Annotated in this window: 29 protein-coding genes and 1 pseudogene; 22 read left to right on the top strand and 8 right to left on the bottom strand. The window is 32.5% G+C overall.

Features of this window, described 5'->3' with window-relative positions; all coding sequences use genetic code 11:
- Positions 1 to 10: 10 nt before the first annotated feature.
- A complete protein-coding gene (rodA, locus tag RRB46_RS05670; protein WP_311537808.1) occupies positions 11 to 1177 on the bottom strand; it encodes a rod shape-determining protein RodA in 1167 nt (388 codons plus the stop codon).
- A 102-nt stretch (positions 1178 to 1279) separates the two neighbouring features.
- Between rodA and nth the strand changes: the two genes are divergently transcribed.
- The 14 genes and pseudogenes from nth to RRB46_RS05600 form a co-directional block, all read left to right on the top strand.
- The gene (gene nth, locus RRB46_RS05665) at positions 1280 to 1924 is read left to right on the top strand and encodes an endonuclease III (protein ID WP_311537838.1); all 645 of its coding nucleotides are present in this window, start codon (positions 1280 to 1282) and stop codon (positions 1922 to 1924) included.
- Positions 1917 to 2759: an HAD family hydrolase gene (locus tag RRB46_RS05660; protein ID WP_311537807.1), complete on the top strand. Its 843-nt coding sequence runs from the start codon at positions 1917 to 1919 to the stop codon at positions 2757 to 2759. The genes nth and RRB46_RS05660 overlap by 8 nt, the downstream gene beginning before the upstream one ends.
- Positions 2752 to 3210, top strand: a complete 459-nt coding sequence (locus tag RRB46_RS05655; protein WP_296129288.1) for a tRNA (cytidine(34)-2'-O)-methyltransferase — start codon at positions 2752 to 2754, stop codon at positions 3208 to 3210. The genes RRB46_RS05660 and RRB46_RS05655 overlap by 8 nt, the downstream gene beginning before the upstream one ends.
- A gap of 9 nt (positions 3211 to 3219) precedes the next feature.
- Positions 3220 to 4146 carry a thioredoxin-disulfide reductase gene (gene trxB / locus RRB46_RS05650; protein WP_311537806.1) on the top strand — a complete coding sequence of 309 codons (927 nt, stop codon included), beginning with the start codon at positions 3220 to 3222 and terminating at the stop codon, positions 4144 to 4146.
- Between the two features lie 65 nt (positions 4147 to 4211).
- Positions 4212 to 5219, top strand: a complete 1008-nt coding sequence (gene gap, locus RRB46_RS05645) for a type I glyceraldehyde-3-phosphate dehydrogenase (RefSeq protein WP_296129284.1) — start codon at positions 4212 to 4214, stop codon at positions 5217 to 5219.
- 49 nt (positions 5220 to 5268) lie between these two features.
- Positions 5269 to 6465: a phosphoglycerate kinase gene (locus tag RRB46_RS05640; RefSeq protein ID WP_311537805.1), complete on the top strand. Its 1197-nt coding sequence runs from the start codon at positions 5269 to 5271 to the stop codon at positions 6463 to 6465.
- 10 nt (positions 6466 to 6475) lie between these two features.
- Complete coding sequence (gene tpiA, locus RRB46_RS05635; protein ID WP_311532321.1) at positions 6476 to 7228, top strand: triose-phosphate isomerase; 753 nt, start codon at positions 6476 to 6478, stop codon at positions 7226 to 7228.
- A 44-nt stretch (positions 7229 to 7272) separates the two neighbouring features.
- Positions 7273 to 8565, top strand: coding sequence for a phosphopyruvate hydratase (gene eno, locus RRB46_RS05630; protein ID WP_311537804.1), 1293 nt, complete (start codon positions 7273 to 7275; stop codon positions 8563 to 8565).
- 105 nt (positions 8566 to 8670) lie between these two features.
- Complete coding sequence (gene secG / locus RRB46_RS05625) at positions 8671 to 8898, top strand: preprotein translocase subunit SecG (RefSeq protein WP_296129274.1); 228 nt, start codon at positions 8671 to 8673, stop codon at positions 8896 to 8898.
- Between the two features lie 52 nt (positions 8899 to 8950).
- Positions 8951 to 11068 (top strand): ribonuclease R, encoded by a 2118-nt coding sequence (gene rnr / locus RRB46_RS05620; protein ID WP_311537803.1) that lies wholly within the window; start codon positions 8951 to 8953, stop codon positions 11066 to 11068.
- Positions 11049 to 11492 carry an SsrA-binding protein SmpB gene (gene smpB, locus RRB46_RS05615; protein ID WP_311537802.1) on the top strand — a complete coding sequence of 148 codons (444 nt, stop codon included), beginning with the start codon at positions 11049 to 11051 and terminating at the stop codon, positions 11490 to 11492. The genes rnr and smpB overlap by 20 nt, the downstream gene beginning before the upstream one ends.
- Before the next feature lie 7 nt (positions 11493 to 11499).
- Positions 11500 to 11910 (top strand): GNAT family N-acetyltransferase, encoded by a 411-nt coding sequence (locus RRB46_RS05610; RefSeq protein ID WP_311537801.1) that lies wholly within the window; start codon positions 11500 to 11502, stop codon positions 11908 to 11910.
- A gap of 91 nt (positions 11911 to 12001) precedes the next feature.
- A complete protein-coding gene (locus RRB46_RS05605; RefSeq protein ID WP_311537800.1) occupies positions 12002 to 12541 on the top strand; it encodes a helix-turn-helix domain-containing protein in 540 nt (179 codons plus the stop codon).
- Positions 12535 to 13398: pseudogene (locus RRB46_RS05600) on the top strand (IS3 family transposase); the annotation flags it as partial. The gene RRB46_RS05605 and the pseudogene RRB46_RS05600, both read left to right, overlap by 7 nt.
- 61 nt (positions 13399 to 13459) lie before the next feature.
- Here RRB46_RS05600 and RRB46_RS05595 read toward each other — a convergent pair.
- Positions 13460 to 14212 carry a mechanosensitive ion channel domain-containing protein gene (locus RRB46_RS05595; protein ID WP_311537799.1) on the bottom strand — a complete coding sequence of 251 codons (753 nt, stop codon included), beginning with the start codon at positions 14210 to 14212 and terminating at the stop codon, positions 13460 to 13462.
- Between the two features lie 224 nt (positions 14213 to 14436).
- On the opposite strand from RRB46_RS05595, the gene RRB46_RS05590 reads away from it, so the two are divergent.
- Together RRB46_RS05590 and RRB46_RS05585 are read left to right on the top strand one after the other, a co-directional pair.
- Positions 14437 to 15366, top strand: a complete 930-nt coding sequence (locus tag RRB46_RS05590) for a serine hydrolase domain-containing protein (RefSeq protein ID WP_311537798.1) — start codon at positions 14437 to 14439, stop codon at positions 15364 to 15366.
- Positions 15356 to 15658: a DUF4298 domain-containing protein gene (locus RRB46_RS05585; protein WP_311537797.1), complete on the top strand. Its 303-nt coding sequence runs from the start codon at positions 15356 to 15358 to the stop codon at positions 15656 to 15658. The genes RRB46_RS05590 and RRB46_RS05585 overlap by 11 nt, the downstream gene beginning before the upstream one ends.
- 71 nt (positions 15659 to 15729) lie before the next feature.
- Here the strand turns inward: RRB46_RS05585 and RRB46_RS05580 are convergent, their stop codons facing one another.
- From RRB46_RS05580 to RRB46_RS05560, 5 genes are all read right to left on the bottom strand, one after another.
- On the bottom strand, positions 15730 to 16467 hold the full coding sequence (locus RRB46_RS05580) for an ECF transporter S component (RefSeq protein ID WP_297688797.1): 738 nt from the start codon (positions 16465 to 16467) through the stop codon (positions 15730 to 15732).
- A 283-nt stretch (positions 16468 to 16750) separates the two neighbouring features.
- Positions 16751 to 17857, bottom strand: a complete 1107-nt coding sequence (locus RRB46_RS05575; RefSeq protein ID WP_311537796.1) for a site-specific integrase — start codon at positions 17855 to 17857, stop codon at positions 16751 to 16753.
- A gap of 297 nt (positions 17858 to 18154) precedes the next feature.
- Positions 18155 to 18682: a hypothetical protein gene (locus tag RRB46_RS05570; RefSeq protein WP_311537795.1), complete on the bottom strand. Its 528-nt coding sequence runs from the start codon at positions 18680 to 18682 to the stop codon at positions 18155 to 18157.
- Between the two features lie 13 nt (positions 18683 to 18695).
- The gene (locus RRB46_RS05565) at positions 18696 to 19106 is read right to left on the bottom strand and encodes an ImmA/IrrE family metallo-endopeptidase (RefSeq protein ID WP_311537794.1); all 411 of its coding nucleotides are present in this window, start codon (positions 19104 to 19106) and stop codon (positions 18696 to 18698) included.
- 9 nt (positions 19107 to 19115) lie between these two features.
- On the bottom strand, positions 19116 to 19598 hold the full coding sequence (locus tag RRB46_RS05560) for a helix-turn-helix transcriptional regulator (protein WP_311537793.1): 483 nt from the start codon (positions 19596 to 19598) through the stop codon (positions 19116 to 19118).
- Positions 19599 to 19755: 157 nt separating this feature from the next.
- Between RRB46_RS05560 and RRB46_RS05555 the strand changes: the two genes are divergently transcribed.
- From RRB46_RS05555 to RRB46_RS05545, 3 genes are read left to right on the top strand one after another with little or no spacing between them, the layout of a single operon-like run.
- On the top strand, positions 19756 to 19974 hold the full coding sequence (locus RRB46_RS05555; RefSeq protein ID WP_311537792.1) for a toxin-antitoxin system, antitoxin component, Xre family protein: 219 nt from the start codon (positions 19756 to 19758) through the stop codon (positions 19972 to 19974).
- 57 nt (positions 19975 to 20031) lie between these two features.
- Positions 20032 to 20229 (top strand): hypothetical protein, encoded by a 198-nt coding sequence (locus tag RRB46_RS05550; protein WP_311537791.1) that lies wholly within the window; start codon positions 20032 to 20034, stop codon positions 20227 to 20229.
- A gap of 31 nt (positions 20230 to 20260) precedes the next feature.
- Positions 20261 to 20425: a hypothetical protein gene (locus RRB46_RS05545; protein ID WP_311537790.1), complete on the top strand. Its 165-nt coding sequence runs from the start codon at positions 20261 to 20263 to the stop codon at positions 20423 to 20425.
- Here RRB46_RS05545 and RRB46_RS05540 read toward each other — a convergent pair.
- Positions 20406 to 21170 carry a DUF4393 domain-containing protein gene (locus tag RRB46_RS05540; RefSeq protein ID WP_311537789.1) on the bottom strand — a complete coding sequence of 255 codons (765 nt, stop codon included), beginning with the start codon at positions 21168 to 21170 and terminating at the stop codon, positions 20406 to 20408. The two genes, RRB46_RS05545 and RRB46_RS05540, sit on opposite strands and share 20 nt — an antisense overlap.
- An 81-nt stretch (positions 21171 to 21251) precedes the next feature.
- On the opposite strand from RRB46_RS05540, the gene RRB46_RS05535 reads away from it, so the two are divergent.
- Genes RRB46_RS05535 through RRB46_RS05525 form a run of 3 tightly spaced genes read left to right on the top strand, consistent with a single transcriptional unit; the run spans position 21252 to position 21829 of the window.
- Complete coding sequence (locus RRB46_RS05535; RefSeq protein ID WP_311537788.1) at positions 21252 to 21437, top strand: helix-turn-helix transcriptional regulator; 186 nt, start codon at positions 21252 to 21254, stop codon at positions 21435 to 21437.
- 14 nt (positions 21438 to 21451) lie between these two features.
- On the top strand, positions 21452 to 21628 hold the full coding sequence (locus tag RRB46_RS05530) for a hypothetical protein (RefSeq protein WP_311537787.1): 177 nt from the start codon (positions 21452 to 21454) through the stop codon (positions 21626 to 21628).
- A 9-nt stretch (positions 21629 to 21637) separates the two neighbouring features.
- Positions 21638 to 21829, top strand: coding sequence for a hypothetical protein (locus RRB46_RS05525; protein ID WP_311537786.1), 192 nt, complete (start codon positions 21638 to 21640; stop codon positions 21827 to 21829).
- Positions 21830 to 21921 lie beyond the last annotated feature (92 nt).

Below are 21921 nucleotides of genomic sequence, written 5' to 3'. Positions count from 1 at the left end.
TTTTGCTTTGTTATTTTCTTTTGGATGGTCTAACCATTCTTACTTCTAGTGGTGAAACCCTATTATTATCGACAATACCATCATCATACTGGTTCTTTTGCATGGATGATGAAAGGGCAAGACCTATACAGGATAAAATAATCAGCTGGAAGGTACCTCCATTTGAAAAGAATGGAAGAGGTATACCAGTTACAGGCATAAGGCCGATAGTCATTCCAATGTTTTCAAATACGTGTATAAAAATCAGTCCAGCAATACCTGTTACAAGTAAGCTAATAAAAGTATTATTTGAAGTTTTTGCAATTAATACTAATCTAAGAATTAAAATTGCAAATAGGACTAGCATAATTATAGCCCCAACAAAACCAAGTTCTTCAGCTAAAACCGAGAAAATAAAGTCTGTTTCTTTTTCAGGTATATAACCATATTGGGATTGACTTCCATTGAGGTAACCTCTTCCACCAACCATTCCTGAGCCAATGGCTATCATACCTTGTTGTTGCTGCCAGTTTGATCCGGATGTATCTCTATTAGGGTTAAGGAAGTTTTCTATCCTATCAGCCCTAAATCCACTTAAATTGGTAAGAAGCACAACTCCTACAACAAGTCCAATAGCTAGTAAAATTCCAATCCACTTCCAAGAGATTCCTACAATAAAAATCATTGCAGCTATAAAAAACAAATACACCATGGATGTTCCAAAATCCGGCTGTAAAAGTATAAGAAATATTGGAAATCCAGCAAATAAAATAGTCAAGATAAGTGTTTTGATATTGTTTATTGTATATTTGTATTTATCAAGAAAGGCTGCTAAGCAGAAAATCAGAATTATTTTTGCAATTTCAGCTGGTTGAAAAGAAAAAGATCCGATATAAATCCAGCTTCTAGCACCCCATTCATCAAGGCCTCTTCCTAAAAATAAGGTTAGAATCAGCATTATTATCATACCAGCATACATAATCATGTAGGGCTTTTTTATAACATCTAAATCAATCGTACAAAGTACTCCTATTATTAAAAACCCTAATATTGTTGCAAAAATCTGTGTTTTGATAGATGCTAAATTCCCTCCATAAGCAGAATATAAAACTATCAGGCCATAAACTGAAAGACAAATTGTTACCAAGAATAAAATGATATCAAAGTCTTTAAAATTTTTCTTTTTTAAATTAAACATATTATCACTCCAATTCTTATTTATTATATAGCAGATGGCTAACAAAAACAATTCTTAGCGGGTAAAAATAAGTAAAGTATAATAAATAAGAAAGTTGGTGATATTATTTTATCTAAAAAAGACATAAAAAAAGTATTAGATCTTCTAGATATTATGTATCCAGATGTGGATCACTCAATGCTTGACTTTACAACCCCCTTTGAGCTTTTGGTAGCTACAATACTTTCAGCCCAAGCTACAGATGTAAGCGTAAATAAAGTGACAAAGGAAATGTTTAAGGAGGCAAATACTCCAGAAGATTTTGCAAATATGGATATTAAGACCCTAGAAAATTATATTAGGTCAATAGGGATATACAGAAATAAAGCCAAAAATATAAAGGCTGCAAGCAAGATTCTTATTAATGACTACAATTCAACAGTACCAAAGGATAAAAAGGAATTACAGAAGCTTCCTGGCGTTGGGAGAAAAACTGCAAATGTTGTTGTATCAAATGCCTATGGTATACCAGCTATTGCGGTAGATACCCATGTCTTTAGGGTATCTAACAGGATTGGCCTTGCAAATGCCACAAATGTTGATAAGACAGAAGATCAACTAGAAAAAAATATAGATCAGTCAAGATGGACTAAGACTCACCACCAGATTATTACCCATGGTAGGGCCCTTTGCAAGGCGAGAAATCCCTTGTGTGAGGAATGTCCAATAAATGAAATATGCGAATATTATAGGAGGCTAAATGATTAAATTATTTGCTTTTGATATAGATGGAACCTTACTTGATTCATCTATTTCTATGCCAAAAGAAAATATAAATGCCCTCAGAAAATTAAATGAATCAGGCGTTAAAACCGTACTTGCAAGCGGTAGGGTCTTAGCATCTATAAAGTATTATCAGAATATAATAGGCTATGATAATCCGATGATTGCCACAAATGGAACAGTGATTGCTCTTGATTCAAAAAACATACACAAGTCATACTATATTGATGATGAAATTTTAAAAGACCTATATGAATTTTGCAAGTCTTATAAACTTGATTTTCATTTCTACGATGAGGAAAATTATTACACAAATAGGGTGACTTTGGATAGGATCAAGCATCTTAAGATAAATAATGACTATGGTATGAACTATCAAGTAGATTTAATTATCAAGAAAGACCCTGTGTCATACCTTTTAAGACAAGGAAAATCAGCTAATAAATTTCAAATTGCAGGAATAGATACTAACAAATTAAGCAAAGAAGAAATTGTAAAAATAGTCGATAAAGAATTTGGAGATAAGCTTTATATAACCTCATCAGGTTCAAATATTATAGAGTTATCTAACAAAAATTCTAGCAAATGGAATTCCATTAGTGAGATTTGTGAGATTTTGGGTATAAGTAGAAAAGAGGTAGCAGCTGTAGGAGATTCATACAATGATTTACCTATGATAGAAAATGCTAAAATCGGCTTTGCTATGGGCAATGCCAATGAAACTCTAAAAGAAAAGGCTGATATAATTGTAGGAGATAACGATTCTTCTGGAATTGTTGAAGCTTGTGATTATGTTCTAAGGTTTAATAAAGATGTTTAACATAGTTTTATTAATGCCAGAACATCCTGGTAATGTTGGTAACATAGCAAGAACCTGTGTCTTAACCGAATCAAGACTGCATTTGGTTAGACCTTTCAAATTTAATTTATCAGATAAATATCTTAAAAAAGCTGGCATAGATTATTGGGATAAGGTAGACTTAGTTATTCATGACTGCTTAGAAGAATTTTTATCTTATCTTGAAGGAAAAAACTTTTATCTTGTAGAAACACCAAGTAAGCAAAGATATACCGATATAGATTTTAAAGATGGAGATTTTTTGATATTTGGAAGGGAGAAGGAAGGTATAGACCCTATCCTACTTGAAAGATATCAGGATAAAATCATAACAATACCAATGACAACAAAACTTAATAGATCGCTCAATCTTGCTAATTCAGTTTCAATAGTGGTCTATGAAGCCTTAAGACAAGTAGATTTTAATTTTTAAAGGAGATATATGTACGATTTAATAATAATCGGTGGTGGTCCTGCTGGACTTACCGCTGGTCTTTATGCAGGTAGAAGTATGCTAAAGACATTAATAATTGAAAAAGATATAGCAGGCGGCCAAATTTCCGGAACAGCTTTTGTAGAAAATTATCCAGGATCAATTGAAGATCCAACAGGCATGGCTCTATCAGAAAGAATGGAAGAGCAAGCAAAAGAATATGCAGAAATTGTTTTTGAAAATGTTAAAGAAGTTGAACTTGAAGGTGAAGTTAAGAAAGTAGTAACAGATTCTAATGCCTATGAAGCAAAGACTATAATAATTTCAACTGGTGCAAGACATAGACACCTTGGAGTGCCTGGAGAAGAAGAGTTTGCAAATAGGGGAGTGTCATATTGCGCAACATGTGATGGACCATTTTATCAAGGACTTGACATATATGTTATAGGTGGGGGTGATAGTGCCCTTGAAGAGGCAAACTTCCTAACAAGATATGGTAAATCTGTAACAATAGTCCATAGAAGAGATGAATTTAGAGCTAGCGGTGTAGTAGTAGAAAATGTTAAGAAAAATCCAAAAATAAAATTTGAATTAAATTCTGTACTAAAGGAAATCCGTGGTTCTAAGAAAGTTGAAGAATTAGTATTAGAAAATGTCAAAACAAATGAAGAAAAAATCATAAAAGGTGATAATAATTCTCCAATTGGGGTATTTATATTTGTAGGTAATGTAGCTTCTACAGAAATATTTGAAGGTAAACTTGATATGGAAAAGGGTTATATTATAACAGATGAAGATATGAAAACCAATATAGAAGGTGTCTTCGCAGTGGGAGATACAAGAAAAAAATCAGTTAGACAAGCAGTGACTGCTGCAAGTGATGGATGTATAGCAGCTGTAATGGCAAACAGGTATATTGAGAGCAAAAGCTGGTAAATAATATTGACAAGCAAATAACAAGTCAGTATATTTAATATGTAGAAAGAATTTAGGAGGAAATAATGACAACAAGAGTAGCAATTAACGGATTTGGTAGAATAGGACGTCTTACCTTAAGAAGAATAGCAGAAGTAGAAGACAACATAGAAGTTGTAGCAATCAACGACCTTATTGATAAAGCAGGTCTACTATATGCTTTCAAATATGATACTGCACAAGGCAGATTCAATGGTGAAGCTGAACTAACAGATGAAGGCTTCAAAATCAATGGTAAAGACATCAAAGTTTTTGCAGAAAGAAATCCTGAAGATCTTCCTTGGGGAGAATTAAACGTAGATATAGTACTTGAATGTACAGGATTCTTTACAGAAAAAGAAAAAGCAGAAGCTCACCTTAAAGCCGGAGCTAAAAAAGTTCTTATTTCAGCACCAGGTAAAGGTGACATGAAAACTATAGTATTTGGTGTAAACCATAAAGAACTTGATGGTTCAGAAACAGTAGTTTCAGGCGCAAGCTGTACAACAAACTGTCTAGCACCAATGGTTAATGTACTATTAAAAGAATTTGGCTTTGTTTCAGGACAAATGTCAACAATTCACGCATATACAGCAACTCAAGCTATCCAAGATACACCAGCTTCTAAAAAAGACCTTAGAGGCGGAAGAGCAGCAGCTCAAAATACAATCCCAGCTTCAACAGGTGCAGCTAAAGCAGTAGGTAAAGTACTTCCTGAAGTTAATGGTATCCTTGATGGATCAGCTCTAAGAGTTCCAACAATCACAGGCTCTGTTACAGAACTTTACTCAGTTCTTGAAAAGAAAGTAACTGTAGAAGAAGTTAACGAAGCTATGAAAAAATATTCTAACGATGCATTTGCATATGAAACAGATGATATAGTTTCAAGTGATATTATCGGTTACCCAGCTGGTTCTGTATTTGACTCACAACTTACAAAAATAGTTGAAGGAGCAAACGGAACACAAGTTGTTAAGACTGTAGCTTGGTATGATAACGAAATGGGATACGTATCTAACCTAGTTAGAACACTTGATTATCTAGCAAATCTTTAAGATTATTAAATAGGCGGGATACACTCTCGCCTTTTTTTCGAGGTGAATAATGAATAAAAAAACAGTAAAAGACTTAGATGTAAAGGGTAAAAAAGTTTTAGTAAGAGTAGACTTCAACGTACCTTTATCCAAAGAAGAAAAAGGTAAAATAGCAGATGATGCAAGAATAAAAGCAGCTATGCCTACTATAGATTACCTATCAGAAAATGGTGCAAAAGTTATACTTATGAGCCACTTAGGTAGACCAAAGGGAGAGGCAAATCCTGAATTCGCATTAAAACCAGTTGCAGATTACTTAGAAAATGTCTATGGCGATAAATTTAAATTTTTACCATCAGCAGTAGTAGTTGATGAAAAAGTAAAAGAAGAAGTTAATAAACTCGAAGATGGACAAATTGCCCTACTAGAAAATACAAGATATAGAAAAGAAGAAACAAAAAATGGTGAAGAGTTTGCAAAAGAATTAGCTTCACTTGCTGATCTATATGTAAATGATGCATTTGGTACTAGCCACAGGGCACACGCTTCAAATGTTGGAGTTGCAAGCATCCTACCATCAGCTGTTGGTCTTCTAATAGAAAAAGAAATTGACATAATGGGCAAGGCTCTAGAGGCACCAGAGCATCCATTTGTATCAATCCTTGGTGGAGCTAAAGTATCAGATAAGATTGGTGTTATAGAAAATCTTATAACAAAAGTAGATACAATCCTAATCGGTGGTGGTATGGCTTACACCTTCCTTAAAGCTCAAGGTAAAGAAATAGGAAAATCACTTCTTGAAGAAGATAAGATGGACCTATCTCTAGAATTAATCAAAAAAGCTGAAGCAAATGGCGTAGAAATCCTACTACCAGTTGATGTTGTAATAGCAGATAAGATAGAAGCAGGCGTAGATACAGAAGTTGTTGATATAGATAATATTCCAGCAGATAAAGAAGCCCTAGATATAGGACCAAAGACAGCTGAAATATTTGCATCAAAAATTAAAGAAGCAAAGACAGTTGTATGGAATGGACCAATGGGAGTATTTGAAATAAAAGAATTCGCAGATGGTACAAACAAAGTTGCTGAAGCTCTAGCTGAATCTGATGCTATAACAATAGTTGGTGGTGGAGATAGTGCTCTAGCTATAGAAATGGCTGGCCTAAAAGATAAGATTACACATGTATCAACAGGCGGTGGAGCAAGCTTGGAATTCCTAGAAGGTAAAGACCTACCAGGTATAACAGCAATAGAAAACAAATAAGGAGTCTTAAATGCGCAAACCAGTTATAGTAGGAAACTGGAAAATGAATATGACAGTTTCTGAAGCAGAAAAGCTACTTGAAGAAATCAAAAATTTAGACCTAGATGAAAATGTAGAAGCTGGAGTTTGTACACCTGCTATAGACTTAGTAATTGCAAAAGAAAAACTTGCAGGTACTAATGTTGCTTTTGGTGCACAAAATATGTACTACGAAGAAAGTGGTGCATATACTGGAGAAATTTCTCCACTAATGCTTACAGATATCGGAGCAAGATATGTAATCTTAGGTCACTCAGAAAGACGTGAATATTTTAAAGAATGTGATTGCCTAATCAATAAAAAGGTAAAATCAGCCTTAGCTCATGACCTAGTACCAATTCTTTGCTGCGGTGAAACTCTTGAAGAAAGAGAAGCTAACGAACACGAAGCAAAAGTTAAATCTCAGATAGAAAAAGATTTAAAAGATGTTTCAGCTGAAGATATAGAAAAAGTAATCATAGCCTATGAACCAATCTGGGCAATAGGAACAGGTAAAACTGCATCTAGTGATGATGCAGATGCAATGTGCGGCTATATTAGAAGCCTAATAGCTGATATGTTTGGAAAAGAAGCTTCTGAAAAAGTAAGAATCCAATATGGTGGATCAGTAAAACCAAACAATGTGGTTGAGCTTATGGCTAAAGAAAATATAGATGGAGCCCTAGTAGGTGGAGCAAGCCTAAAAGCAAGCGACTTTGCTGCTTTAGTAAATTTTGCAAAATAGTTTAAGTTATATTTAAAAATATTATATATAAAAAGGAGATATTTATGAGTTTAATTACAAGTGTATATGCAAGACAAATCCTTGACTCAAGAGGAAATCCAACTGTAGAAGTTGAAGTAGAAACAGAACTAGGCGGCTTCGGTCGTGCAGCAGTACCATCAGGTGCATCTACAGGTGAATGGGAAGCAGTAGAGCTTAGAGATGGAGATAAAGATTATTATCTTGGAAAATCAGTTCTTAAAGCTGTTGAAAATGTAAATGACAAAATAGCTGATGAATTAGTAGGCATCTATGATGTAACAGACCAAATCGGTATTGATAACAGAATGATCGAACTTGATGGAACAGAAAATAAAGGAAACTTCGGAGCTAACGCAATCTTAGGTGTATCTCTAGCAACAGCAAAAGCAGCAGCAGATGAACTAGGCATGCCACTATATAACTATATCGGTGGAACAAATGCAAAACTTCTTCCAACACCAATGATGAACATTCTAAACGGTGGAGAACATGCTGATAACTCAGTAGATATCCAAGAATTCATGATTTTCCCACTAGGAGCTGAAAGCTTTGCACACGCCCTACAAATGGGTACAGAAGTATTCCACAGCCTAAAATCAGTACTTTCAAGCAAAGGATACAACACAGCTGTAGGTGATGAAGGTGGATTTGCACCAAACCTAAAATCAAACGAAGAAGCTCTTGAAATCATCTGTGAAGCAATCAAAAAAGCTGGATATGAACCAGGAAAAGACGTTTATATAGCAATGGACTGTGCTTCATCTGAATTCTACAACAAGGAAGATGGTAAATATCACCTTGACGGAGAAGGAACAGTAAAAACTGAAGATGAAATGATTGACTGGTTAGAAGAACTAGTTAACAAATATCCAATCATCTCAATTGAAGATGGTCTAGATGAAAATGACTGGGAAGGTTGGGCAAAACTTACAGAAAGACTTGGCAAGAAAGTACAACTAGTAGGTGATGACCTATTTGTAACAAACACAAGCAAACTTGAAAAAGGTATAGCAGAAGGCGTTGCAAACTCAATCCTAATCAAAGTTAACCAAATCGGTACTCTAACAGAAACACTAAACGCTATAGAAATGGCTAAAGAAGCTGGCTATACAGCAGTAGTTTCTCACAGATCAGGTGAAACAGAAGATGTTACAATAGCTGACCTTGTAGTAGCAGTAAATGCTGGACAAATCAAAACAGGTGCACCTTCAAGAACAGACAGAGTTGCTAAATACAACCAACTTCTAAGAATAGAAGATGAACTTTGGGAAGATGCAAGATTTAAAGGTCTTGACGCTTTATACAACTTAAAATAATATCTTTAAAAGACTTGCTTATAAATTGAGCAAGTCTTTTTCAATTAAGATTGAAAAAATAGCCTATTTGTGGTATCATAAAAAAGTATGAACGGAGGTGTCTATATGTCTAATTTTCTTGCAGTAATATTGATGATTGCATCTGTAATTGTAATAGTTGCAGTAACACTACAAGATCCTAAAACTGACGGACTAGGAGCATTATCTGGTACACAGACAAATGTTTTTGGTAAAAGTGCACATAAATCAAAAAATGAAATGCTTGACAAAGTTGTAATTTTTGGAGGAGTACTTTTATTTTTAGGAAGTATAGTATTTATAGCAGTAAACTAAGAGGGGTCAAAGTTATTTGACTCTTTTTTTATTAAAATCCTAAGGAGATTTTATGAATATAAAAGAATTAATCCTAAATTTAGTCTATGATGATGACTATATACCAATGACTCTAAAAGAACTTGAAACCTATCTTAAGGCTGATAAGTATACAAAAAAGGGAATTAAGGACATAGTAGACGAGCTAGAAAGAAATGATAAGATTCGTATCTCAAACAAAAAAAGAATAATGCCATTAACTGAAGAAGAGATTAATCTTAAAGGTACAATTTCACTAGCTTCAGGTGGATATGGATTTTTTATATCCGACAATAAAGACTTTGATGATGTATATATTGCAAAAGATAAACTAAGTGGTGCTCATAATAATGATAAGGTAAAAATCAAAATCCTAAGGGATAAAGAAGATGGCAAAAATGCTGAAGGCCAAGTAGTAGAAATCTTAGAAAGAGCAAATGAAGAGATCATAGGTACTTACCAGGCCAATAAAGGTTTTGGTTTTGTAATCGCTGATAAAGTCTTAGCTGATGATATATATGTAGATCAAAAATATTCCAAGGGAGCAAAAGATAAGGATAAGGTAGTAGTAGAGATAATATCTTATCCCAAAAATAATAATCCAGAAGGAAGAATTACAGAAATAATTGGCAGCAAAAATGACAAAAATATTGATGTCTTATCAATAATAAGACAGAATAAGATTCCAACAGAATTTTCTAAGCAAACTAAAAAAGAAATCCTTTATATAGCTGATGAAGTATGTTCAGATGAACTTAAAGGTAGAAAGGACTTAACGAATCTTTACACAGTCACAATTGACGGAAGGGATTCAAAAGATTTCGACGATGCTATCTCAATAGAAAAATCTGACGATAATTACGACCTATATGTGCATATAGCAGATGTAAGTCATTATGTTAAAGAGGGGACAGCCCTTGATAAAGATGCTTACGACAGGGGGAATTCTACCTATCTTTATAATATTGTCATTCCAATGCTTCCAGAAAAATTATCAAATGGAATTTGTTCACTAAATCCAGGTGAAATAAGACTCACCCTAACAGCAAGGATGACCATAGATCCTAAGGGCAAGGTTTTAGATTATGAATTTTATAAATCATATATTAAATCTGATAAAAGACTAGTTTATGATGATGTAAACGACTTTTTAGAAGGCCAAGATGGGGTATATGATGATGAAATATTAAAAGAAAAACTAAGTGACTTTGATAAACTTCACAAAACCTTAAAAGAAGCTAGAAATAAAAGAGGATCTATAGATTTTAATTTTGAAGAAAGTCAAATAGATGTATCAGAGACAGGTAAGGTTTTAAATATAGAAGCACTTGATAGAGGTCCAGGTAATAAGATGATAGAAGAGTTCATGCTTATTGCAAATGAAACTGTCGCAACACTTTTTGCTTATATGGATTTTCCTTTTATATACAGAATTCACGAAAAACCAGCTGATGAAAAAATAGAAGCTTTTAAAAAGGCGTTAAATGCGATGGGTTATAACATAAAGGGAGCAGAACTTCACCCAAAAGACTTCCAAAATATTTTAAAGGAAGTAGAAGGAAAAAAAGAAGAGCAAATCGTTAATATTTTGATGCTTAGGACCATGAAAAAAGCTAAGTATGCTAACTATAGGGATATCCACTTTGGACTATCTACGAGCTTTTATACCCACTTTACAGCCCCTATCAGAAGGTACCCTGACCTAATAGTCCACAGACTCTTAAAGGCTTATATAGAAAACAAACTTATGGGCAAAAACCAAGTATCATTAACAAATAGGTTAGAAGATGCTGCAGAACACCTTTCCATAACAGAAAGAAGAAGTGAGCAAACTGAAAGAGAAGTAGAAGATTTCTATAAATGTAAATACATGAAAAAATATATTGGAGAAATATTTACAGGTAGAATATCTTCAATTACAGAATTTGGTATGTTCATAGAGCTTGAAAATACAGTTGAAGGTCTATTTATGTACAAGTTTTCTGATGATAGGTACGAATTTATCGAAGATAGCCTAAGAGCTTTTAATGTCGATACTAAAAAATATTACCAAATAGGTCAAGAAGTAAGGGTAATGGTGACTAATGTAGACCTATACAAGAAAGATATAGATTTTTATTTGGAGGAAAGAGATGAAACTTTTAGCCAATAATAAGAAGGCTTACCACGATTATTTTATAGAAGAAAAATACGAAGCAGGACTGGCCCTAATGGGTAGCGAAGTAAAATCTATAAAGGCTGGTAAGGTATCAATTAAAGAATCCTTTATTTCCGACAAGAAAGGGGAAATGTTTGTTTACGGCATGCACGTTACCCCTTATAGCCAAGCAACAGATCAAAATATAGATCCAACTCGTACTAGGAAATTACTCCTTCATAAAAAGGAAATAAATAAGCTTATAGGCAAGAAAACCATGACAGGCTATACAATAGTACCCCTAAGAGTTTATGAGCGTGACGGCCTCATTAAGCTTGAAATAGGCCTAGCTAAGGGAAAGAAATTATATGATAAGAGAGATAGCTTAAAGAAAAAAGAAGATAAGAGAAAAATCGAAAGAGCTCTTAAAAATTATTAGCAAGCTTATGAATTATATAAGTATGACTGAAAAAGATTTGGATATAATTACAAGTCTTTATGTTAAATATTATAATGAAAATGAAGGTGGATCTTGGACCTATGAAAAAGCCTATGAGAGGATTAGGCAAGTTTTCCTAACCCCTGGTTCTCTTTGCCTTATACAAAATAATGGAAATGAGTATACAGGATTTTTAATGGGTTATATAAAAGAATATGACGACTTAAAATCATATATGCTAGAAGAAATAGTCATCTTTAAAGAATTTCAAAATAAGGGACTAGGAAAAATGTTTATCAAGGAATTAGAAAAACAATTACTAGGTAAAAATGTTAGTCTAATAGAACTAACGTCTGTAAATGATAAAAACACGATAATTTTTATAGCAAGCTTGATTTTGAATATTCTTCTAATTTAAAAATAATGAGTAAGTTTATATAAAAAAATTCCTCTTCTTAGTTAATGACCTGAACCCCAAAATCCGGAATACGGATGGAGGGGTTTTTAGTATGCCAAAATATACAAAAGAATTTAAAATAAAACTAGTAATGGAATACTTATCAGGTAAACTTGGTGGATATAAATCAATAGCTAAAAAATATGATATTCAAGGAGATACCTTAAGAGAATGGATAAGCAAATACAAATCTGGAGGCTTTGAGAACTTATCTAAAAAGTTAAAAAACAATAATCACACTAGTGAATTCAAACTATCTGTAATACAATATAGGCAAATCAATAATACTTCGCTTAGAGAGACTGCAGAGCACTTTAATCTTGTTAATGGGTCTATGGTATACAGATGGGAAAAAGCTTATCAAGAACGTGGTCTATCTGGGCTAGAAGATAACAGAGGAAGGCATAAAAAAGATATGACCAAAGTAAATAAGGAGTCTAAAAATAATACTCCAATAAACGAAAACGAAAGAGAAGAATTAATAAGACTAAGAGAGGAAAATAGACTTCTCAAAATGAAGATAATCTACGAAAAAAAGCTACAAGCCTTGCTCCTGGAAGAGGAAGCAGAAGCAAGGAAAAGACAAAGATAATCCTCAAACTTCTAAAAGAATATCCAAAAAGTAAGATAAGCGAATGGCTAGAAATAGCCAAATTTCCAAAAACATCATATTACGAATGGAAAATAAAACTAGAAAATCCGACAGATAGAGACAAAGAACTTAAAGATGAAATTAAAACCATAATAGAAGCATCAAAAGGTAGATATGGCTACAGAAGGGTGACCCAGGTATTGAAAAATAAAGGGCTTAATGTCAACCATAAAAGAGTTTTAAGAATAATGAGAGAAGAGTCCTTGCTATGTACTAAATTTAAAACCAGATCAAGAAAATACTCATCATACAAGGGACAAATAGGTAAAGTAGCAGACAATGTTTTAAATAGACAATTTAAAGCAAATAAACCAAATCAATTATGGCTAACAGATGTAACAGAATTTAGAATAAAAGGTCAAGAAAATAAGCTATACCTATCACCAATATTAGACCTATTCAACAGTGAAATAATCAGCTATACCCTAAGCTATCACCCAACAATAGAATTAACAAATACAATGTTAAATAAGGCTTTACATAAGACAAAAAATAAAACTAATCTAATGATACACTCAGACCAAGGATTCCATTATCAACACAGTACTTGGACTAAAAAACTAGAAAAAATGAACATTAGGCAAAGTATGTCAAGAAAGGGGAATTGCTTAGATAATTCCCCTATGGAGAACTTCTTTGGAATATTAAAACAAGAAATGTTTTATGGTGAAGATTTTAAAAATTACGACCATTTGATAAGTGAGATTGAAAAATATATTAAATGGTACAATAAAGATAGAATTAAAACAAAATTAAACGGAATGTCTCCTGTTATGTACAGATTACATTCCGCTTAAAAGATTATTAAATTATTCCGTGTTTACGGGTTCAGGTCATAATCTAAAAAGAGGAATTTTTTTATACAAATGTATTATCCAAATATACAAGCTTTGGACTTGGCATCTTTATATTATTTTTTCTAAATTCATCAAAAATTGAATTTTGCATTATCATTTTATTTTTTCCAATTTCACTGTAGGTTGTAAAAAACTGTAGGTAAATTTTATAACCGTTTTGTGCTAACTCTGCCCTTACTGTTGGTTTAGCTACTTCTCCATAAGAATCCATCGACTCTACAAAGACATCTACTTCTTCCTTATCATAATTATCTATAATCTGCAGATATTTCTCATAAGCAACTTTTCCTGCTAACCTAAGCGCCCTATCTCTTTTTTCGACATCAACAACAATGAAGGTATCCACAAAAACAAATTTATAGGTGTGATTATAATTTAGGACAGGATATTCAAAGATATACCTGTTTGGCACAGAAACATACCTACCAGTAAGGGTCATAGAAGTTGTAAGATCACCCATTTCTAATAAATTAAATTGCAAGAAGTCTAAATCTATTAGCTCACCAATAATTCCATTTACTTCTATAACATGGCCTATATTAAAGGGTTTTCTAGCAAGTATGTAAAAATAAGCTACTATATCAATTATTAAGTCCTTAGCAGCCAAGGCAACTATTGCAAGTATAAGCGAGATGACTACACCTAGAGCCCTTATATCAGGAAAATATATGATTAAAAATAAGACGAAATTTCCTCCAATAACAACAACCCTTAAAAGTCGCATTATCTTTGACACTCTGGCTTCATTCTTCATAATCTTTCTTAGGAACTTTCCTAATAATTGCATTAGCAAATAAGAAACATAGATTATTACTAATAGTAGTAGTCTCTTTTTAAGAACACTTCTGCATCTAAATTATCTTTTTCTAAATAATTTATAAATTTATCCATTAAATCTCCTTTCCTTCTTTAAATTTATCATATAACTGAATCTTTATTTCTAAAATCAGACTTGTATAGTGAAAATAGGGGTTAGAAATGAATGATAAATTACTAAATATTGAGAAAAATCATATAGATTCTTTAATAATATATTCAAAAGATAGAGGTATCTTATATAAAGAAGCTAGTGATAATCTTATAAATATAAGATCTATAGCAAAATTTGTAACAAGCCTTGCTTGTGGGGTACTGATTGATAAATCGAATGGGAATTTTAATGAAGATACTTTAATATATGATATTTTAAAAGATAAGCTAAGAATTTCTAATACAAAAAATATAGAAAAACTTAAGAAAATTAGGGTAAAAGATTGTTTAACCCATACCATGGGCTATAGGGATATAATTCTAATGAGTAAAGATATAGCAAATATCAATAAGGATAATCTACTTGACTACGCCTTGTCATATCCTATATATTTTAAGCCTGGTCAGAAGTTTTTGTATTCTAATGCTGGTTATTATGTCCTAGCAGCTACTATGCAAGAATACCTAGGCTATGATCTTTATACTTTTATCGATGAAAATATCTTTAGCAAACTTGACATAATGAAACCAAAATGGGACTCTTATGGTAAGTATCTGGCTGGAGCTACTAAGCTATACCTATCTGCTGAAGACATGTTTAAATTAGGAAAAATAATAATAAATAATGGTTATTATGAAAATCAGAAAATAGTAGCTAGTTCTTGGATAGAAAAGATGCAGGCAAACCTATATAGGCCAAGCAAAGATTATGAAAGTACAAATTTATTATCTGATGATTATTATGGCTATAGTCTTTGGACTGGTAAAGATAATATAAAATATGCCAGCGGAACTGGTGGACAATACATTATATTTTTACAAAAATTGGGTATTATAATAATAAGCACGAATGAATGCGATGTTAATAAAGCTTATCTAATTAAAAATGAATTAGATGGAATAATTAAAAATTTGAAAGAGGAAAAAAATGGATTATAGGCACTTAGAAAAGCATACTCAAACTTATGAACATTATAAAGAACTATTGGAAAAGATTAATGAAATCTTAGATCAACTTGATAAGGATAGGAAAGATTTTGATAAACTTGTAGAATATTATTATAGCGAGCAGTTTAGAAAAGATTTTGATGACTCAAATGAAGGTAAGATTGATCCAACAATAAATCAAGGAATATTGACAGAAGATGCTATATATGACCTTATGGGGGATGATTATTATCTTGCCTTAAGATTTTTAGACTTAGCTAACAGAATGATTCAACAAAAATAACTTTTTATTACAATATTTTCCAAAATAAAAATGCACGATCCCAAAGATGGGAGAGTGCATTTTTATTTTTCTTATTTTCTTCTCTTTGATAAAGATGTTACAACTGCACTTGCTATTAGGATTGCAACAATAGCTTCTGGGATAGCATTGGTAATAAAGGCTGAAAAAATAGCATTCATAGCTAAGTCTGGGCTGATTCCAATAGCTTCTGCATATGATTTAGCATATATAAGGTATATTAAACCTAAAACAAGACCAGAATTTGTTAAAGTTCCCATAAAAGAAGATACAGCAATAGCAAAATTAGCTTTTTTATTCTTTACAGATAAGTAAAGCATAATTATAGCAAGAATTAAAAATACTACTGAGAAAATCTTATTTATAAGCTTTACATCACCAGTAAAAGACCTAAAAGTCACCACTGCCAAAACTATAGCAACAACAGACCAAAAGATATTCATAAAGAGTCTTAATTTTGAGTTATCCTTATTTTTTAGAGCCTTGTACACAAGTCCTGTAACAACACCTATTAAGATCCTTGGCATAATTGAAATCAAAGGGTTGTAAAATACAAACGATATAGGACCTGGTCTTGTAATAGCATTAAAAATACTAAATAAACCAAAAATTAATCCAACCAAGCCACCAACCACAGGACCCTCTAAAATACCAGCTATTATTACAGGTATATGTAAGGTTGTAACGGTAAGCACTCCTAGGGGTAGAAATCCTAGCGGTGTAAGGCCAAGCATTATTACAATAGCTCCCAAAATTCCAACACTAGTTAGGTTTCTTGTATCAAATTTCATATATTCCTCCTGGAAATAAATATTTTATGATATTATACGTCTTTTTGAAAATTGTAAAGGAGAAATTTAAAATTTTATTAATTTAAAAAAGGAAATAAAAAAGAGGAGTAAATACTCCTCAAAAAAATGGTGCACCATCAGTGCGATTTTGGGGTGTTGGAATTGCTGTGGTTGGCTATTTTAGGGCATATTTATTGGGCTTTGTTGAGGTTTATCGGAGTTTGTTGCCCACACGTTGCCCACACTCTTTATATTTTTTTCTAATTTTTTATTGAGATATTTATTATATTTTTTGTAATTCTTTATAGAGGTAGTCATCGTATTCTTGGATGTAGGAATTGGCGGTGACTGAAAAATCTGTATGTCCCATTAATTTTTGTAGGGCTTTGTCGCTTACTCCGGATTGGTGGGCTATGGTTGCGAAGGTGTAGCGGCAGGTGTAGGGGATTTTTCTTTCTATGCCGGCTTTTTCTAGGGCTGGGTAGTAGATGTCTTTGTAAAATTTGGTGTCGCTTGGGACGTATGCTTGTCCGTTTGTTTTTTTGACTTCTACTACGTTGCCTGTTTGGCTTTGGCTGATTAGGTATGTGACTAGGTCTTTTATTTTTGGGTGGATGTACATTTTTCTTGTTTTGCCTGCTTCGGTTTTTTCTCCGAAGTCGGTGATTTGATTTTTGGCTAGGTCGATGTTTTTTGTTTTAAGGTATAGGTATTCGCCTGTCCTCATGCCTGTAAATATCATAAAGAGGATGTGCATGGCGTTTGGGTTGTGGGGGATTGACTTAAATAATTTTTCGATTTCTTCTTTTGAGAATGTTTCTTTTTTCCTTCTTATGCCTACTCCACCTACTTCTAAGTATTTTGAGAGATCAAGCTGGATGAGGTTGTCTTTGATTGCTCTTTCGTAGATTTTACTGACTACAATTTTTAATCTTTTGATGGAGTTTTGGGAGTAGTCCATGTGGATATATTCTCCATTGCCTAGTGGCTTATCGTAGCCTTCTAGCTCCATTTGGTCTAGGACGTCTTGGAGGTCGGAGTATTTTATGTCGTGGATGTTCATGTCGTGGAGTTCTTCAAATCTTTCGAAGGACCTTTGATGCCTTTGTTGGGTTTTAGGACTGACTTTTAAAAATGTGTTTGATTTTGTAAATTTGATATAAATTTGTTTGAATGTGATTTCTGGTTCTGGTTTTTTATAATTTTTTAGGGCATCCATGGCTTTGTTGTAGGATTTGAAAAAGCCTATATCTTTTCTACCCATACTTTTTGGTAGCCTTGCCCTATATTGGCTTACTCTTTTTTTGCCTTGGGGTGTAAATTCCACTTTTTCTATTGATCCCATGCCGTTGGGGAGTTTTCTTCTTTTTGTTTTATCTTTTTTGGTCATGTTTCCTCCTATTTGTGGTATAATAGAAGCAGGCGGAGTGATACCGTCTGCTAAATTTCTAAGAGATTCCAGCGTTGGGGAACGAGGGGAGTCTCTTTTTTTATTTGTTCATTGATATTCGTATAAACAAAAATCCCTACCACTATAATGTGATAGGGAGATTGCAGTCCGCTTTCGCGAGACCATTGAATATTCTATCATGATTATAGTTTACATATTAAGATTTTTCAAAATTTATAGTTTGTTTTAGAGTTGAGACTTATCTCTAATTTGATTTAATTATAAGGATGCTTTTATTTATTTTTCAATATATATCCTTACGGAATAATCATATACTTTCAATTCTACATACTTATTTTTTTCAGAATCGTATATTTTCCTAGGACCTCCATATATTTCAGCTCTAACTAAATTAGGTATTTTGGTTAATTGTCTCACTAATGATTTTTGGTCTTTAGAAATATATCCAATTGTTCTACGGTTTAAAGTAACCTTAATAGCTTTTGGGTCATTCTTATGATTTTCGTTTTCTAATTTTACTAGTGCATTGTTTTGAGCATAGTATTTATAATGGACTAATTTATCTATTTTATCATTATTCCATTCAGTATGTGGAAAATTTTTCATAAACTTATCTATGTTTGAAGTATAATATTTAACTCCAGTTGGATAGATTTCCTCATAGTTATTTTTTTCCTCTATCGTTAACCTAGTATTATCATAGCCTTCTGTATTTGGATCACTCATGGTCTTCAACTTCTTATCTTCTTTGATAACTATTGATATAACAATAATTATAATTATGGCTATTATTATATATTCCATGTTAAACTCCTTTTTAATTCATTATATATTTTATAGTATCCTCACTTACAGCTAATAGATTTGCATATTGACTTATTGTATAATCTAAAGTTGGATCTATACTCTTACCTAAAATCTTAAAAGCAAAATAGTCTGCTTCTCTTTCTGTAGATGTTTTATTAATCGAAAGAGGGGAGTAGTGATATATCTCTTCCTTGTGTAAGACTGCGTGGCCTAGTTCGTGGGCTAGGACAAAGGGCTTGATGTTTTCTACTAGGTTTTTATCCAGGTAGATATATTTACGGTCATTTAGTTGACAGTAGAAGCTCTTGCCCTGGTAGGGTTTGATGGTTATGTCAAGGTATGAGATGATATCGTATAGATCACTTGAACCTGCATTATTTATTAGATTTTTGATTGTATCATCTATTTCCTTTTTACTCATAGTTAATCCTTATTCGTTATCTTTTAATAATTTGTATAATGAAATAATTTCTTCGTCGTTCATTTGGACTGGGTTTAGTTTGCCGTCGAAGGCTGCCATAGGGATTGTCATTAGGTAGGATCTCATGTCATCTATTGTTGTAATGTAGTCGGAAGTATCTTCTTTTATGGTCTTCTTATATTTACCTGAGTCTACTAGGTCTTGGGTGTAGGAGATGGCTTTTTCTTGACCTTCGTTATTTAGTTGGTTGAATGCGTTTAGTAGTTTCTCATCTTCTTTATTTAATTTATCTTCGCTATCCCAACCCATTAGATAAGAGGGAGTTGTTTCTAAAGCTTTTGCAAATAATTCGATTTGCGACTGAGTAATGTCTCGCTCTCCTCTTTCTATTCTAGAAATTGCACTTTTTGTTTTATATCCTGTTCTTCTTGCTAAGTCATCTTGACTCATGTTTAATTCAATTCTTCGTTGTTTTATTTTTTTATGTAACATAGGTTATCCTCCTGTTAAGAATAGTATATAACTAAGTTGCTATATTGTCAATAATTATGAACATATTTTAAAAAAATAAACAGTTTTGAAAAATAAAGTTGACAAAAAGGAAACTAGATATTATAATGTGATTAATAAAATAAGAAAGGAGTTATGTATGACAGATTCTTATTTGTTAAATTATAAGATAAGAGAAAGCGGATATAGATTTTCCTTTATAGCTGAAAAAATGAATATTTCTCGAACTGCATTGTACAATAAAATAAATGGGAAAACAGAGTTTTATGCTAGTGAAATACAATCTTTATCAAAAATTCTTAATCTAGGTATAGAAGAAAAAGAGAAAATTTTTTTTAAAGAAAAAGTTGCCAAATAGAGAACTTTAGGTTGACAGGGTAAATTTCGTTTGTCAATCAATAAGGAAGGAGAGATTATGGGAGAGATTTATGGAACACTGGTTGGTAGTAATGGAGAAAGTTATGACCTTAGAGATATTGAACAATGCATAGATAAGATTTTGGAAACTTTAAAAAATGAGCTTCCTGAGGAAGCTCATACTTATGAAGTTTATAATCATTGCCTGCTAAAGGCTGAAGAGAGGATTAAGACAAAAAAATTTAGTGAATTATAAAGAGATAGGAATTTAAAACAAAGGAGAGATTATGGCATGTGTATTAATAAGTTTTTTAGTTTCGTTGGTAGTTAGCGTTTTTATATCAACCAGATTTAATGCAAGGAAAGAAAAAGCACATCAAGAGTTTCTTATAGAGATTAAAAATATAACTCTTGATGTGCTTAAGGAACATTTTAGAGACAGACGTCAATAAATTGTATTCCTAGGGTCGTTAAAAAGATTATTCCATGCTCCGCAGGAAGGTAACCATTACCTTGTTTTGGTATACCTGATGTATATGAGAATATATAGGAGCTGTCATGGTAGTTATCATAAATAGATTCATTATCATACCATCTATCAAAGGTTACTTCTATTAGTCCTAATCTTTGTAAATTATCTATTGAAGAAGACATAGCATCTGATAGAGGTTCTATATCATGACTAGAAAAGAAAATATATTGATATCTATTGTCGTTGATAAATTTATAAGAATTGTATCCAGTTTCTGCTCTTGCTATAGGCTTTCTGGTTTTATCTTGGAACGATAATAGATTTAGAGCATCTACTTTGTCTAATTGTTGAATTATGTGAGTGAATGAAGTTCTAACTTTAGATATTTTTGAACTGTCCATCGCCGATGCAACAAGCTTAGCAAACATTGATCTAAGTTCCTTTTCTTCATAATAGAATTTAGAGCTCTCAAGTGCTGGACCAACTATGGATAGTTTGGGTTCAACGAGGTTATCTGGATTAATTTTATTGATTTCTGACTCTAACAGAGTCTTGTAATCCTTTAATTCTTTTTCTTTTTTAAGCTGGTATTTTTCATTAAAGTTATCTATTTGACCGAATGTTAAGTCCCAGATGGAGATTAAGGTTGTAGATATTCTTTTAGTAACTGGGCTTATAGTATCATCAGCAAGCTTGTTGATATCTAGTTTTATATTGACTGACATATAGTAATATCCTTCCTCTAAAATATTGATATTATTATACCACATATTGTGGAAGTGAGAAAGGAGGACACAACATATAGTATGAAAAAAATAAAAGAATTGAGAATAAAAAACAATTTAAGCCAGAAGGAGATGGGCAAAATTATTGGAGTTAATGGTAGGGCAATAGGTAATTATGAAAGAGGTATTAGGGCCTTGTCAGTGGATAAGGCAAAAAAACTAGGTGAATATTTTAAGTTTAATTGGTGGGAGCTCTATGAAGATTAATGCAAGGAGAGATTATGAAATGGATTTTAATTATTTATAGTGTTGTGGTTACTATTAGGCTTATAGCTTACAAGGCTAGTGTTGAAGGGCTTTGTAAGTATATGGCTGATAATTATGATGTTGATGACATCAATCAGGAGGATTTGGAAGAGTGTACGAGAGAGGCTATCAGGAGATGGTTTAGGAAGTGAGGAAAGATTATGGAAAAAACTAAAAGCCTGAATTTAAATATCAAGGTTAAGGGTCTTGATGAGTTTAAGGAAAAGCTTGATTTGCTTGAAAATGAATTTGAGATGCTTGATACAAGTATAGGCAATATTAAAAAGCTTATCGATGAGATTAATCAGATGGAATTGATTGTAGATGTCGATAGGGATAAGGCTGATTCTTGATTGTTTTTAGACCAGCTATCAAATGTCAAGAGAAAATAGAAAATAATTAATCTTGTAATTTATGGCACGTCAAACAAGCCTAAAAATTAGGC

The organism is uncultured Anaerococcus sp., assembly GCF_963512375.1.
Classification (GTDB): domain Bacteria; phylum Bacillota; class Clostridia; order Tissierellales; family Peptoniphilaceae; genus Anaerococcus.
The sequence above is the reverse complement of the archived record's forward strand: the minus strand, read 5'-3'. Positions and strand labels throughout refer to the sequence as shown.